General features: G+C 65.5%; 13 protein-coding genes. 7 read left to right on the top strand and 6 right to left on the bottom strand.

Annotated features, from left to right (window positions below):
• Positions 1–6 precede the first annotated feature (6 nt).
• Entirely contained in the window at positions 7–864 is an 858-nt protein-coding gene (locus tag SLQ30_RS00455; RefSeq protein ID WP_319444881.1) for an acyl-CoA thioesterase II, read from the top strand.
• On the opposite strand, the gene SLQ30_RS00450 is transcribed toward SLQ30_RS00455, so the two are convergent.
• The 6 genes from SLQ30_RS00450 to SLQ30_RS00425 all read right to left on the bottom strand — a co-directional run bounded on the left by SLQ30_RS00450 (position 848) and on the right by SLQ30_RS00425 (position 7,609).
• On the bottom strand, positions 848–1,282 hold the full coding sequence (locus SLQ30_RS00450; RefSeq protein ID WP_319444880.1) for a DUF4190 domain-containing protein: 435 nt from the start codon (positions 1,280–1,282) through the stop codon (positions 848–850). The genes SLQ30_RS00455 and SLQ30_RS00450 overlap by 17 nt on opposite strands.
• Positions 1,279–2,808 carry an ATP-binding cassette domain-containing protein gene (locus SLQ30_RS00445; protein ID WP_319445552.1) on the bottom strand — a complete coding sequence of 510 codons (1,530 nt, stop codon included), beginning with the start codon at positions 2,806–2,808 and terminating at the stop codon, positions 1,279–1,281. Before SLQ30_RS00445 ends, SLQ30_RS00450 begins: the two co-directional genes overlap by 4 nt.
• A complete protein-coding gene (gene cydD, locus SLQ30_RS00440; RefSeq protein ID WP_319445551.1) occupies positions 2,795–4,393 on the bottom strand; it encodes a thiol reductant ABC exporter subunit CydD in 1,599 nt (532 codons plus the stop codon). The genes SLQ30_RS00445 and cydD overlap by 14 nt, the downstream gene beginning before the upstream one ends.
• 23 nt (positions 4,394–4,416) lie before the next feature.
• Positions 4,417–5,457, bottom strand: a complete 1,041-nt coding sequence (gene cydB / locus SLQ30_RS00435; RefSeq protein ID WP_319444879.1) for a cytochrome d ubiquinol oxidase subunit II — start codon at positions 5,455–5,457, stop codon at positions 4,417–4,419.
• Positions 5,458–5,467: 10 nt separating this feature from the next.
• Positions 5,468–6,916 (bottom strand): cytochrome ubiquinol oxidase subunit I, encoded by a 1,449-nt coding sequence (locus SLQ30_RS00430; protein ID WP_319444878.1) that lies wholly within the window; start codon positions 6,914–6,916, stop codon positions 5,468–5,470.
• Between the two features lie 90 nt (positions 6,917–7,006).
• Positions 7,007–7,609 carry an HdeD family acid-resistance protein gene (locus tag SLQ30_RS00425; RefSeq protein WP_413467913.1) on the bottom strand — a complete coding sequence of 201 codons (603 nt, stop codon included), beginning with the start codon at positions 7,607–7,609 and terminating at the stop codon, positions 7,007–7,009.
• A 186-nt stretch (positions 7,610–7,795) separates the two neighbouring features.
• On the opposite strand from SLQ30_RS00425, the gene SLQ30_RS00420 reads away from it, so the two are divergent.
• From SLQ30_RS00420 to SLQ30_RS00395, 6 genes are read left to right on the top strand one after another with little or no spacing between them, the layout of a single operon-like run.
• Positions 7,796–8,680 (top strand): ABC transporter substrate-binding protein, encoded by an 885-nt coding sequence (locus SLQ30_RS00420; protein ID WP_319445549.1) that lies wholly within the window; start codon positions 7,796–7,798, stop codon positions 8,678–8,680.
• 13 nt (positions 8,681–8,693) lie between these two features.
• Positions 8,694–9,620, top strand: coding sequence for an ABC transporter permease subunit (locus SLQ30_RS00415; protein WP_319444877.1), 927 nt, complete (start codon positions 8,694–8,696; stop codon positions 9,618–9,620).
• Between the two features lie 5 nt (positions 9,621–9,625).
• Positions 9,626–10,378: an amino acid ABC transporter ATP-binding protein gene (locus SLQ30_RS00410; RefSeq protein WP_319445548.1), complete on the top strand. Its 753-nt coding sequence runs from the start codon at positions 9,626–9,628 to the stop codon at positions 10,376–10,378.
• A 2-nt stretch (positions 10,379–10,380) separates the two neighbouring features.
• Positions 10,381–11,526, top strand: coding sequence for a MacS family sensor histidine kinase (gene macS, locus SLQ30_RS00405; RefSeq protein WP_319444876.1), 1,146 nt, complete (start codon positions 10,381–10,383; stop codon positions 11,524–11,526).
• Positions 11,527–11,542: 16 nt separating this feature from the next.
• The gene (locus tag SLQ30_RS00400; protein WP_319445547.1) at positions 11,543–12,172 is read left to right on the top strand and encodes a response regulator transcription factor; all 630 of its coding nucleotides are present in this window, start codon (positions 11,543–11,545) and stop codon (positions 12,170–12,172) included.
• Between the two features lie 57 nt (positions 12,173–12,229).
• Positions 12,230–14,059 carry a DUF2339 domain-containing protein gene (locus tag SLQ30_RS00395; protein WP_319444875.1) on the top strand — a complete coding sequence of 610 codons (1,830 nt, stop codon included), beginning with the start codon at positions 12,230–12,232 and terminating at the stop codon, positions 14,057–14,059.

Genomic DNA, 14,059 nt, shown 5'->3' with positions numbered 1-14,059 from the left:
CAGCGCGTGTCCAGTACTGATCTGGCCGAGCTGCTGGCGGTGCTCGAACTCCACCGCGTCGACGACGACACCTTCATCGGTGGGCATCCGAGCAAGAACCCGGTGCGGACGTTCGGCGGCCAGATGGTGGCGCAGGCCTTCGTCGCGGCCAGTCGAACGCTGTCGTACGACCTGCCGCCGAGCGCCCTCTCGGCCCACTTCATCGCGGGTGGAGATCCGGACCAGGACCTCGAGTTTCACGTCGTACGGCTGAGAGACGAACGCCGGTTCGCCAATCGACGGGTCGACGTCGTCCAGAACGGGGTAGTGCTGACCTCGGTGCTGGTGTCGCACATGGACGGCGGGCCCGGGCTGGAACACGACGTCGAGGCACCCGAGGTACCGGATCCGGCCTCGCTACCCAAGATTGGCGTGCTGCTCGAGGGCTACGAGAAGGTCGTGCCGCACTTCGTCGAGGCGCTGCGGCCGATCGAGTGGCGCTACACGAACGATCCGGCGTGGGTGATGCGCGACAAGAACGAACGGCTTGCCCACAACCGCGTGTGGCTGAAGGCCGATGGGGAAATGCCTGCCGACCCGGTGATACACGCTGCAGCACTGCTGTATTCGTCGGATACCACGATCCTCGACTCGATCATCACCACCCACGGATTGTCCTGGGGGTTCGACCGCATATTTGCGGTGACCATGAACCACTCGGTGTGGTTCCACCGCCCGGTGCTGTTCGACGACTGGGTGCTCTACTCGACGACGTCCCCGGTGGCGGCCGAGTCGCGGGGGCTGGGCAGCGGGCACTTCTTCAACCGGTCGGGGCGCGTGATCGCCACGGTCGTGCAAGAGGGAATCGTCAAGTACTTCCCTTGATTCCGAGTTTGTCGTTGAGGCGCTGCTGGAATTCATTCGCGCATTTTTCGACGTGATGCGGTTCGGAGCTCTTGGTCACGCAGTTGACGTAGCTGCCGAAGTCGACCTCCTGGTAGCCGCGCACCCAGATGGCGATGACGGCCAGTGAGACGACGATCGCCACCGCGCCCAATACGATTCCGGCCGTTGCCACCTCGCCGTTGGTGGCCTCGCCCCGCTTGGCGCGTCGGCGGCCGCTGAATCCGACGATGATCGCTGTGGCACCAAGGGCGACGCCACCAACGATCGAGAAGGAGCCGACCAGGCCGAGGATGGCTACCACGAGAGCCGTCGCGCCTAGCCAGTTCTTGGGTTTGGCCGGCGCGGGTACCGATCCGGCATACGGCGGTGGGGGATGGCTTACCGGGTACTGAGTCATTGCTGGTCAGGATACTCGCCGTGGCCGGGCGAGACGATGGGGCAGTCGACGTCGTCGGGGAGGTGATGGGTCGCGACCACGACGGTCCGATCGGCAGCGAACAACCCGTCGGGGGTGAGCAATTCGGTCAGAATCCGACGCCCGTCATCGGCATCGAGATGTTCCGTGGGCTCGTCGAGCAGCACCACGGGGAAGGTCGACAGGAGCGCCCGGGCCAGCAGCAGTCGCCTGCGCTGACCGGCGGACATGGCGGCGGCCCCGCCCACCAGCACGGTGGACAGCCCCTCAGGCAGGTCGCCCAACCACGTGCCAAGTCCGGCCCGCTGCAGGGCGGCCTCCAACTCGCCATCGTGCGCATCGCCGCGGACAACCAGCAGGTTGTCGCGCAGCGTGGTTTCGAAGACGTGTGCATCCTCGGCGAAATAGCCAGCGGTCAGGATGGTTTCGTTGTTCGCCTCGGCGGTTGCCATGAGCAGTGTGGTCTTGCCGCAGCCGCTTGGCCCGACGACGGAAAGCCTGGCGCCGGGACGGATGTCCAGTGGAGGCAACGTCGGGCGGACTCGCCCGAGAGCGGTGGGGTCAGTCAGTTGCCGCAGCCGAAGGGCCGCTATTCGGGCGCGGGTCAACGCAATGGCAGCACCGGGCAAGGCCGTCGTGGCCTCGAATGCGGACAGCGGCAACAACATCAGGATGGCCACGGTGGTGGGTGCGACCGTCGGCGCCAACGCGATGGCCACAATCACTGCGCCGAGCACGCTGACGGCGACCGCCGCGGTGGGCGCCGCGGCTGCCACCGCCGCGGGTCGGGCGGCATGATCGGCGGCCCTACCCCAATCGCGTTGGCGGCCGTCTGCTTCGGCGATCGTGTCGGCAAGCCGACCGTTGACGCGAAGCTCGGGCGCGTGTTCAAGGGCGAGAATCAACGCGGCGTCACGGGCCGAGTGATGCTCAGCGGCCAGCTGTTCTGTGCTCGACGCAGCCCGTGAGGACAGCCACGGCGCCACCACACCGGCGATCAGCAGACAGCCGGCCAGCAGCAGGGCGGCCACGGGTGCGATGACGGCGATCGTGGTGATTGCGACCGCCGAAAGCACCGTGGCGACGACTATTGGCAGCACTGCACGCACCAGCACATCGGACAGGTCGTCGACCGACGCGCCCAAGCGTGCCATGAGGTCTCCGCTGTGCAGGCGCATCACCGCGTCAGCGGGTGCAGCTACCAAGGCGCGGTAGAGCTGCGTGCGGGCGCGGCTCGCCGAGCGCAGCGCCACGTCATGCGCAGCGAGCCGTTCACAGTAGCCCAGCACACCTCGGGAGATGCCAAGTGCGCGCACCGCGACGACGGCGACTGTCAGGTCGAGCACCGGTGGCATCTGCCACGCCCTGCTGATCAACCATGCCGACACTGCTGCGAGCGCAAGGGCGCTGCCGAGGGCCAGCACGCCGAGCGCGGCGGCCGACGCCAGGCGCGGAATCCTGGGGCGGAGCAATCCCATGGCCCAGATGAGCGGATCATCGCGGAACAAGGAGTTCACCCCCGAGCCGAATGACGTTGTCGGCGATCGCGATGACGGGTTGGCGGTGCCCGACCACGACGACTGCCGCGCCGGCTCTCGCCCGCTCCAGAATGGCCCGGAGTACACGTGCTTCCATGACCATGTCGAGGTGTGCGGTCGGTTCGTCCAGTAGCAGTACGGGTTTGGGCGAGCCGAGCACCCTGGCCAAGGCCAGTCGTTGCCGCTGACCGAGCGACAGGCCGGTGCCGTCCCGGCCGACCACGGTGTCGAGGCCGTCGGGCAGCGTCGCCAACACTTCGTCGAATCCGCTGATCCGGCAGGGTGTTTCGATATCGGGGAGGTGGCCGAACAATTCGAGGTTGGCACGCACGGTCCCTGGGACGAACGCGGGGCGTTGCGGCAACCACGCCACCTCGCGCCACCACGACGTCGGGTCGAGTTCGTCGGCATTAACCCCGCCGATCAACACTCGGCCAAATGTCGGAGGGGTAAGGCCGAGCATCACCTCGAGTGCGGTGCTCTTGCCGGATCCATTGGGCCCGGTGAGTACGGTCACCGAACCGGGCGTCACGTCGACGGTCAGGTCGCGCGGGGCCGTCCCGTCCCGGCCCGCGACGCCGACGGATTCGAGTCGGATCGTGGCCGTGCGCGCGACGATTCGCCCGGGAGCGGACGGCGCTACTTCGTCCAGCAGCGCCATGGCCTTGGCGGCGGCGGTTTGCCCGTCCTGGGCGGCGTGGAACTCCGTGCCGACCCGGCGCAGCGGCCAGAACACCTCGGGGGCAAGCAACAGCGCGGTGAGGGCGGTGGACAGCGCGAGGTCGCCGTAAACGAGCCGCAGGCCGACGCTGACGGCAACCAGGGCGACTCCCAGCGTGGCGAGCAGTTCAAGGACGAGGGCCGACATGAACGCGATCCTCAGCGTCGCCATCGCTGAACGCCTTTGGACGGAGCCGAGTCTTGCGATTCTGTCGGCGGGACCTTCGGCCCGTCCGAGTGCGCGCAAGGTAGGAATGCCCGCGATCAGGTCGAGCGAGCGGGATTGCAGGGTGGTCATCGCGCGCAGTGCGGCTGCGGAGCGGTCGCGAGTGACGAGCCCGATGAGGATCATGAACAGCGGTACCAGGGGCAGCGCAATCACGACGACCACGGCGGATTGCAGGTCGTGCCAGGCCATCACCAAGGTCGCGGCGGGAGTGAGCAGCGCGGCAAGCATCACGGCAGGTAGATATTTGGTGAAGTACGGGCGGAGTCCGTCGAGTCCGTGGGTGGTCAGCAGCGCGGCATCGTCACGGACGGCTGCCAGCCGGCGGGGCGGCAGCGCGGTGACCGCAACGAGGATGCGTTGGTTCAGTTCTGCGATGGCCGCGGTGGCGCCCCGCTGGCTGAGTCGGGCCTGCAGCCACTGGGCCAGTGCCCGAACCATCCACAAGCACAACAGGATTGATAGTGTCGGCGCCCAATGCGCCAGAGTACGCGAGGTTGCGTCGGTGATGACGCCCGCGACGAGTTGGGCCAGCAGCACGGCGCTGGCGATGGCGCTGCCCGAGATCAGCAGGCCGCAACACACCGATGCGGCCAGGTGGCGCCGCATTGCGGTGGTGGCGGGCAGGCGCTTCACGTTGGCCGTGGTGCCAGGCCCGCGGGCTCGGGGATCCGTGTGGCTGAGATGCGTTGCCGGAATACCCAGTACGTCCATGCCTGGTACGCGATCACCAGGGGTGCGAAGAGCGCTGCGGCCCAGGTCATGACCTTCAGGGTGTACGGCGATGACGACGCGTTGTGAATCGTTAGGCTCCACGCCGGGTTGAGCGTCGACGGGATGAGCTGCGGGTACAGCGCTCCGAACATCATCACCACCAGTGCAGCCACTACTGTTGCCGTACAGGCGAATGCCCACCCGTCGCCACCTCGGCTCCATACCAGCATGACGGCCGACAGCTGGGCGATCACCGCCACAGCCAAGACGAACCACGTCCAGTCCTTGCCGTGAGCCAGTTGCGTCCACAGCCCGAAGGTGGCCACCAATGCGCTGACGGGGAGTGCAAGGAGTGCCGAGAAACGCACGGCGTTGCTACGCACTGCCCCTTCGGTTTTCAGCGCGACGAAGACGGACCCGTGAAAGGCGAACAATCCTGCGGTTGCCAATCCGCCAAGCAGTGCGTAGGGATTCAACACGTCGGTGACGGACAGGTCGATCTGCTTGGCGGCGTTGACAGGTAGCCCGCGTAGGAGCGCGGCGAACGCGACGCCCCACAGGATGGCGGGAATCCACGACCCGATGGCGATCCCGGCGTCGGCCCACGATCGCCACCGCGCGTCATTGATCTTCCCGCGCCACTCGATGGCACAGATGCGGAGGATCATGCTGACCAGGATCGCCAGCAACGGCAGATACAGACCGGAGAACAACGTTGCGTACATGCCAGGGAAGGCCGCGAACATCGCTCCGCCCGCAGTGATCAACCACACCTCGTTGCCGTCCCAGACCGGACCGATGGTGTTCAACGCTGCGCGGCGGTGCTTTTCGTCGTCGCCCTTGCCCAGCCACCCAAAGAAGACCATCAGCATGCCCACCCCGAAGTCGAACCCTTCGAGTACGAAGAATCCGACGAACAGCGCAGCTAGTGCGATGAACCAGAAGTCCTGCAGTGCCATGACGGCCTCCTCAGTACGCGAACGACAAGGGCGCGAGGTCGTCGTCGCCAGGCGGCATTGGCGGCGCTGGTTCGGAGTCGTGCTCGAGCGGTCCCTCGATGACATAGCGCCGGATCAACCAGAACCAGATCACCGCGAGGCCTGCGTACAACAGGGTGAACACACACAGTGAGGTCAGCACCAGGCCTGCGGAATGGCCCGATACGCCGAGATCGACGGTGAGTCGCAGCATCTGGTCGCCCGTTGGGTTCGGTACCACCACCCACGGTTGGCGACCCATTTCGGTGAACACCCAACCGGCGCTGTTGGCCAGGAACGGCGTGGGCAGTACGAGTAGCGCGAGCCAAGCGAACCAGCGTTGATGGGGCAGCCGGCCGCGTCTGGTCATCCATAGCGCAATGAGTGCGAAAAGTACTGGGAATGCCAGTAATCCGATCATTGCGCGGAACGACCAGTAGGTCACGAAGAGGTTCGGCCGGTAGTCGTGCGCGCCGTACTTCGCCTGGTACTCCTGCTGAAGATCCTTGACGCCCTGAAGCGTGACGCCGGTGAAGCGTCCCTCCGCGAGGAAGGGCAGGACGTACGGCACCTCGATCAGGTGGGTCACGCTGTCGCAGTTGTTGTGCGTGCCGACGGTCAGGATGGAGAAGTTGGGATCCGTTTCGGTGTGGCAGAGGGATTCGGCCGAGGCCATCTTCATCGGTTGTTGCTGAAACATCAGCTTGCCCTGCGTGTCGCCGGTGAAGGCCAGTCCCGCCGCGGATGCGAACACCACGAGACAACCGAGGATCGTCGCGGGCCGGTACATGGTGCGGGCTTCTGCACTGGTGCGGGCGCGCACCAGCCACCATGCGCAAACCGCGGCGACGAAGGTGCCAGCGGTGAGAAACGCGCCAGCGACTGCATGCGAAAAGGCCGCCAGCGCAGTGTTGTTGGTGAACAGCGCCACGATGCTGGTGAGTTCTGCGCGTCCGGTGTCCGGGTTGAATTTGGCCCCGACGGGATGCTGCATGAACGAGTTGGCGGCGATGATGAAGAAGGCCGACATGTTGACGGCGATGGCGACGATCCAGATGCACGCGAGGTGCACCAACCGGGGCAACCGCGTCCAACCGAAGATCCAGAGTCCGATGAACGTGGACTCGAAGAAGAATGCGACGAGGCCCTCCATCGCGAGGGGGGCCCCGAACACGTCCCCGACGAAGCGGGAGTACTCGCTCCAGTTCATGCCGAACTGGAACTCCTGGACGATGCCGGTCGCCACGCCGAGGGCGAAGTTGATCAGGAACAACTTGCCGAAGAAGCGCGTCAATCGGTACCACGACGTGTTGCCGGTGATCATCCAGACGGTCTGCATCACTGCGATGAGCGGGGCCAAGCCGATGGTCAGCGGAACGAACACGAAGTGATAGACGGTGGTGATTCCGAACTGCCACCGCGAGACGTCGAGCGCATTCATCCGCACCATCTCCCGAACTGCGAGGCTCTTCTACGACGAAGTGTAGTAGATCGACTCACGCAGACCAAGGGCCAAAACTGTGACGTCGAACTACGGGGTGGGATCTTCGGGCACGACCAGCGCGCCGCCCTTGGTGGCCTTGCGGACCGCGAAGCCCGCCACCACCTCGAAGACGCCGAGAATGATCAGTGAGAAGCCAACGAAGTAGGCCAGGATCTGCAACGAGGAGTACGGAGCCGCCATGATCACCACGCCCGCGAGCAGGCTGATCACGCCCGAGACGATGTTCCAGAACCGGCCGGGCAACGTCGGGTCGCTGATTGCGGAAATCGTGGTCGACACACCCCGAAAGATGAAACCGACCGCGATCCAGATGGCGAGCAGCCGCCAGGCGTCGTAGAACTGGGCGAGTGCGATGACCGCCAGCACCAGCGCCGCGGCGCCGCTGAGCAGTAGCAAAACGCGTACGCCCGTAGAGGTACGGAGGGAGAACGCGAAGAACAGCTGTTCGAAGCCAGTAACCAGTAGGGCGACGCCAAACAAGATGGCCGCCAGGGTTATCGACGTTCCCGTCCAGACCAACACCGCGACGCCCAGTGCGATAGCGAGGACGCCCGAGATGATCGCCGACTTCCAGAGGTGCGGCAGCATGCTTGGGGGAGTCGAGTTAGTCATGTCGGAAGTGTTGCACAGCACGGAATCCGTATGAGGATTTCGTTGCGCTCCGGTTGCCATAACGCCGTCCCCGCACACAGGAAGTCGTTAATGTCTCGTTACCGGCAGTGCGTGCTGGGTCAACGGTCGCTAACCTCCTCGCCTTGGGGGTGCTGAATATCGACCCGATGCAGAGAGATGAGGCAACTCGTGTCAAGTCCGAAGATGTGGCGCTACGCGGCGGTATTCGCCGCGGTCGGCGCCCTGACCATGTCGGGATGTTCGAGCAAGTCGGAGAGTCCCGGGCCCGAGGGCAGCAAGACCGCCGCGTCTGCGGACAAGGTCGATTCCATCGCCAACACGGTGCCCGAGGCCATCAAGTCGTCGGGCAAGTTGATCGTCGGTGTCAACATTCCCTACGCGCCCAACGAGTTCAAGGATGAAAGCGGGAAGATCGTCGGCTTCGACGTCGACCTCATGGATGCGATTGCCAAGACGCTGGGGCTGACACCGGAGTACCGCGAGGCGGACTTCGCGAAGATCATTCCCTCGATCCAAGGTGGCACGTTCAACGTCGGCATGTCGTCGTTCACCGACAGCAAGGAACGTGAGGCGGCCGTCGACTTCGTCACCTACTTCTCGGCGGGTTCTCTGTGGGCTCAGCCGGCCGGAGGCTCCATCAACCCCGAGGACGCGTGCGGCAAGAAGGTCGCGGTGCAGGCCACCACGGTGCAGGAGACCGATGAACTTCCTGCCAAGAGCAAGAAGTGCACGGACGCCGGTAAGCCGGCCATCACGATCATCCCGTTCGACGGCCAGGACGCGGCCACCAATGCCGTCGTGCTCGGTCAGGCCGACGCGATGTCGGCGGACTCGCCGGTGACGCTGTACGCGATCAAGCAGAGCAAGGGCAAGCTTGAGAAGGCGGGCGAGATCTTCGACTCCGCTCCATACGGGTGGCCGGTGGCCAAGAATTCGCCACTGGCGCAGTCGTTGGTTCAAGCGCTGCAACACCTGATCGACTCCGGCGCGTACAAGCAGATCGCGGGCAACTGGGGTCTGGAAGACGGGATGATCGACAAGCCGGTCATCAACGGCGCGGTCAGCTGAAGCAAGGTTGTCCATGACTGATGTCGACGCGCCGCCATCCGACGGCCCCGCCGCGATTGACGCAGTGCCCCTGCGTCATCCATGGCGGTGGGTGGCGGCCGTCGTCATCATCATCCTGCTTGGGCTGTTCCTCTACGGGGCGGCCACGAATCCGGCCTACAGCTGGGGGACGTACCGGGAGTACCTGTTCAACGAACGGATTCTTCTTGGTGTCCTCCACACGTTGGAACTGACCGTCTTGTCGATGGCGTTGGCCATCGCGCTCGGCATCCTCCTTTCGGTGATGCGACTGTCCGGGAACCCGGTGTTCCGGGCGGTGTCGTGGGTGTATCTGTGGATCTTCCGTGGGACGCCCATCTACGTGCAGCTCGCGTTCTGGGGTCTGATCCCGGTGATCTACCGGAAGATTCAGTTCGGGGTGCCGTTCTTCGGTCCGACGTTCTTCCATCTCGACCTGCAGAGTTTGACCATCCCATTCCTGCTGGCAACGCTCGGTCTTGCGCTCAATGAGGCGGCCTACATGGCCGAGATCATCCGCGCCGGAATCAGTTCGGTGCCCGAGGGACAGATGGAGGCGTCGACGGCGCTCGGCATGTCCTGGGGAAAGGCGATGCGGCGCACGGTCTTGCCGCAGGCGATGAGGGTGATCATCCCGCCGACGGGCAACGAGGTCATCAGCATGCTGAAGACCACCTCGTTGGTCACCGCGGTGCCCTACGCGTTCGACTTGTACAGCATCGCCACCCGGGAGATCGCTGCGCGCATCTTCGACCCGGTCCCCATGCTCCTAGTGGCGTCCACCTGGTACCTGGTGGTCACCAGCATCTTGATGGTGGGCCAGTTCTACCTGGAGCGGTACTTCGCTCGAGGTTCGTCGCGCAAGCTGACCACCAAGCAACTCGAGGCGTTGGCGAAGGCGCAGTTAGGGAATCCGATATGACGGTGATGGTCCGCGCCGAGCAGGTCTGCAAGAGCTTTGGCGCACTTCACGTGTTGAAGGGCGTGACGCTCGAGGTGGAGACCGGCCAGGTGCTGTGCATCGTGGGACCGTCGGGGTCTGGGAAGTCGACGTTTCTCCGCTGTATCAATCACTTGGAGCAGGTCAACGCGGGCAGACTCTACGTCGACGGCGACCTGATCGGGTATCGCGAACGCGGCGGGAAGCTCCACGAGATGTCGCCGCGGGATGCCTCGAAGCAGCGGCGCGACATCGGGATGGTGTTCCAGCACTTCAACCTGTTCCCGCACCGCACCGCGCTCGAGAACGTCGTCGAGGCGCCCGTCCAGGTGAAGGGCGTCAAGCGTGAGGCGGCGTTGAAGACGGCCCACGCGCTGCTCGATCGGGTCGGCTTGGCGTCCAAGGCCGAGGCCTACCCGGCTCAGCTCTCGGGCGGCCAGCAGCAGCGGGTCGCCATCGCCCGAGCCCTCGCCATGGAACCCAAATTGATGCTGTTCGACGAACCCACCTCGGCCCTCGACCCCGAGCTGGTCGGCGAGGTGCTCGCGGTGATGAAGAAGCTGGCCTCCGAGGGCATGACGATGTTGGTGGTCACCCACGAGATGGGCTTCGCCCGCGAGGTCGCCGATCAGCTGGTATTCATGGACGGAGGAGTGATCGTCGAGAGCGGTGATCCTCGCGAGGTCCTAAGCAACCCCAAAGAAGAGCGCACGAAGGCATTCCTGTCCAAGGTGATGTAACAGTGAGGCCGGGGCTCGCACCGGATCCCGCCACTCCGCTGTGGCGGGCAGCCCAAGTATTCCGGTTGCTGAGCTGCCTGTACGCGTTGGGTTTTCAGATTGCGGTAAACCCCGATCTCGATCGCCCCGTGACGGGGTGGGTGCTCTTCGGTGTCTTGCTCGCGTGGAGTGTGGCGTGTGCAGTGGCATACCTCCAGGGGTTCGGCAGGCGAATTGCGTGGGTGGTCGCCGAACTCGTCGTCGTGGTGGCGCTCATGTCATCCACCGCGTTGGTGGCCTCCGACCAATGGATGGCGGACAACCAGTCGTGGCCGACGACGTTGTGGGCTACCAACGTAACGATCTCCGCGGCGATTCAACTGGGTCCCATCGGAGGAATGGGCGCCGGAGTAATCGTGATGCTGGCAAGTGCGGCGCTGAAGGACCACGTCACCATCGACCTCGGCCGCAACGCCACCATCGTCATCGAACTCGCCGTCGGGCTTGCGGTGGGCATGGCCGCGCAGACTGCGCGACGCGCGCACGCCGAACTCCAGCAGGCCACCCGCCTGGCTGCCGTCCTGGAGGAACGTGAGCGGCTGTCGCGAGAAGTGCATGACGGCGCCATCCAGGTGCTGGCCCTGGTCTCCCGGCGCGGCCGTGAAATCGGCGGACCCACAACCGAATTGGCTGAGCTGGCGGGTGAGCAGGAACGGGCGTTGAGACGACTGGTGAGCGCCGCGGCGGCACCCGTGCCTGTGGGCGCCTTGGCCGACCTCGTCCCGATGCTTCGCGCCCGCGCATCAGATCGAGTCTCGACGAGCTTGCCCGCGACGCCGGTGATGCTCGATTCGACCGTCGCGGCTGAACTCGACGCGGCCGTGGCCAACGCGCTGGCGAACGTCGCCGCCCACGCGGGCGCCGATGCCCACGCCTTCGTACTCCTCGAGGATCTCGAGGACTCGGTCGTGGTGAGCATTCGCGACGACGGGATCGGCATACCGGCGGGTCGGCTTGACCAAGCCGAAGACGAAGGTCGGATCGGCATCTCGAAGTCGATCGTTGGCAGAATGAAATGGCTTGGGGGCAGTGCGAAACTGAGCACCGGGCCAGAGACTGGGACTGAGTGGGAACTAACCCTCCCGCGGGGGAGCGAACGTGGCCGTTGACGAGGGCTTCACGGTGATGGTGGTCGACGATCACCCGATCTGGCGCGACGCGGTGGCTCGCGATCTGGCCGAGGACGGCCTCGAGGTGGTCGCAACGGCTGACGGTGTCGCTTCGGCGCGGCGCCGGGCGGCGGTGGTCAAACCAGACGTCGTGGTCATGGACATGAACCTCGCGGACGGCACTGGCGCCCAGGCCACCGTCGCGGTGCTCCAGGTATCTGCGTCATCACGGGTGCTGGTGCTCTCGGCCTCCGCCGAACACGACCACGTGCTGGAAGCGGTAAAGGCCGGAGCCACTGGATATCTCGTCAAGAGCGCGTCCAAGATCGAACTGGCGGCGGCAGTGCGTGCGACCGCCGAGGGGCGCGCCGTCTTCACACCGGGGCTGGCCGGGCTGGTGCTGGGGGAGTATCGACGCATTGCGAAGGCGCCGGCCAAGGGTTCGACGACGCCCAGCCTGTCGGAGCGGGAAACCGAGATACTTCGCTACGTGGCGAAGGGATTGACCGCCAAGCAGATCGCCGAGAAGCTGACGCTGAGTCACCGCACCGTGGAAAACCACGTACAGGCCACCTTTCGCAAGCTTCAACTCGCGAATCGCGTCGAGTTGGCACGGTACGCGATCGAACACGGCCTCGACGAGTAGGCACCTGCGGGTATAAATACTCATCCCAGGAACGGTGTTCGCTGCCACGATGGCAGCATGACCCAACCGGATCAGGCCCTGCTCGCCCGGATCAACGCGGATGTCGCCACCATGTGGAGCTATCTCGGGCGGGTGTCGTCCGACCTGCGCGAACTCGACCGCATCGTGGCCCACGGTCACGCCGCGGAAGTTGTCGCTGCGCCGCCGCCTGTCTATTGGCAACAGTCCGTGGCGCCGCAGCAACCCGTCGGCACCCCGGCCGTGGCGTATCAGCCCACCCCTCCAGTCCTGGACCCCGTTCCGCCCGTCGTTGCCACGTCGCTCGCTGCGCCCCGGTCGGAGAACTGGATCGGCAAGGCGCTTGCCGTCGCCGGGGTGGCCGTCACGCTCGTCGGCGTCGTGCTGCTGGTGGTGCTCGCGGCGCAGGCCGGGATCCTTCGGCCCGAGCTTCGAGTAGGGGCTGGAGCCCTGTTGGCCGGCGCCTTGGTCGGCGTCGCGTGCTGGCTATACCGCAGACCCGGTGGCAGGGTCGGCGCGATTGCCTTGGCCGCCACGGGTATTGCCGCCGCATACATTGACATCATCGCGGTAGCAACCGTTTACCAGTGGGTGCCTGGCGCGGTGGCGCTGGTGCTCGCGGCGGCAGTTGCCGGCGGGGGATTGACGGTGGCCAGACGGTGGAACTCCGAACAGCTCGCACTGCTGGTGCTGGTTCCGCTACTGGCACTCGGGCCCGCCGTCGTCGGTGGCGTCACGCTGCTGCTCGTCGGTTTCATGCTGGCCCTGTCGGCCGCCACGCTGCCCGTGCAGCTCGGCAAGAACTGGCTTGCCATGCATGGTGCACGCATGGCGGTGAGCACGCTGCCGTTGCTCATCGCCTTGGTTGGGGTGAATTCGAGCTCGAAACAGGTGGTTTGGCTGGCCGCGGCGTGCGCGATCGCGGCGTTCCTGGCGCTGGCAAGTGCGGTGGTCCTGCTCCCGCACAGCACCCATCCCGTTGCGGTTGCGCTCTTCTCGGCGGCAGGGACAATTCCAGTACTCGCCGTCAACCTGGCCGTCGACCGTGTCACCGCTGCCGTGATGGCCGCTGTGTTGGCAGCCGTACTGCTTGCGCTCGCGCTGGCCGGCCATCGGCTCACCAAGACCACGTCCACCCGCGTCGGCGCGACCTGGGCGGCGTCGTCCGCCGGCGCGCTGCTGATCGCGATCACCGTCGCGTTCGACGGTCAGGTGGCGGGCCCGCTGCTACTTGCCACCGGTGTCGTGGTGGCCGTCGCAGGTCGCGACAGCGCAGTGGCCAGGTGGTCGGCCATGGGCTTCGGTGTAGTCGGTGGCGTCTACTACCTCGTCTCCGCGCCGCCATCCAACCTGGCCTATGCGACCGAGGTGAGCACTCCGATGGCGGTCTCGACACTGATCGCCAGCGTGTTGGCGATGGTCTGCGCCGGGGCGATCACCTGGTCGTGGGTCGGCCGCAACCATGCCGATCGGGACGTCGCAGGCGTGTTGTTGGCCACGGCGGCAGTCATCGCCATGTACGCGATCACGATGTTCACCGTGACGGCAGGGGTGTTGCTCGGCGGCGACGGATCGGGCTTCTTCTCCGGGCACGTCGCGGCCACCATATGTTGGATCGCATTGGCAGCCTTCGTATTCCGCTACGCGGCGCGGGTGCCGCGCGCGCAGCGGTCGCTGCCGATCGGAGCAGGTTTGGCGGTGGTCGCCGCATCGATGGCCAAGCTGTTCCTGTTCGACCTCGGCACGCTCGACGGCATCTTCCGGGTGATCGTGTTCATCGTCGTCGGGTTGGCGCTACTAGGGATGGGTGCGGGTTACGCCCGGTTACTCGCTCAACAGGACGAGCGCGACCAGGAGCATGCGGTCTGA

It is taken from the genome of Mycobacterium sp. RTGN4 (genome assembly GCF_033804635.1).
Taxonomy (GTDB): Bacteria; Actinomycetota; Actinomycetes; order Mycobacteriales; family Mycobacteriaceae; genus Mycobacterium.
This window is presented reverse-complemented; position numbering and strand designations above follow the sequence as displayed.

Excerpts from the sequence above, each read along its gene's own strand:
- SLQ30_RS00450 (WP_319444880.1), bottom strand. The coding sequence starts at position 1,282 with ATGACTCAGTACCCGGTAAGCCATCCCCCACCGCCGTATGCCGGATCG.
- cydD (WP_319445551.1), bottom strand. The coding sequence starts at position 4,393 with ATGCGGCGCCACCTGGCCGCATCGGTGTGTTGCGGCCTGCTGATCTCG.
- cydB (WP_319444879.1), bottom strand. The coding sequence starts at position 5,457 with ATGGCACTGCAGGACTTCTGGTTCATCGCACTAGCTGCGCTGTTCGTC.
- SLQ30_RS00430 (WP_319444878.1), bottom strand. The coding sequence starts at position 6,916 with ATGAATGCGCTCGACGTCTCGCGGTGGCAGTTCGGAATCACCACCGTC.
- SLQ30_RS00420 (WP_319445549.1), top strand. The coding sequence starts at position 7,796 with ATGTGGCGCTACGCGGCGGTATTCGCCGCGGTCGGCGCCCTGACCATG.
- SLQ30_RS00415 (WP_319444877.1), top strand. The coding sequence starts at position 8,694 with ATGACTGATGTCGACGCGCCGCCATCCGACGGCCCCGCCGCGATTGAC.
- SLQ30_RS00410 (WP_319445548.1), top strand. The coding sequence starts at position 9,626 with ATGGTCCGCGCCGAGCAGGTCTGCAAGAGCTTTGGCGCACTTCACGTG.
- SLQ30_RS00400 (WP_319445547.1), top strand. The coding sequence starts at position 11,543 with ATGGTGGTCGACGATCACCCGATCTGGCGCGACGCGGTGGCTCGCGAT.
- SLQ30_RS00395 (WP_319444875.1), top strand. The coding sequence starts at position 12,230 with ATGACCCAACCGGATCAGGCCCTGCTCGCCCGGATCAACGCGGATGTC.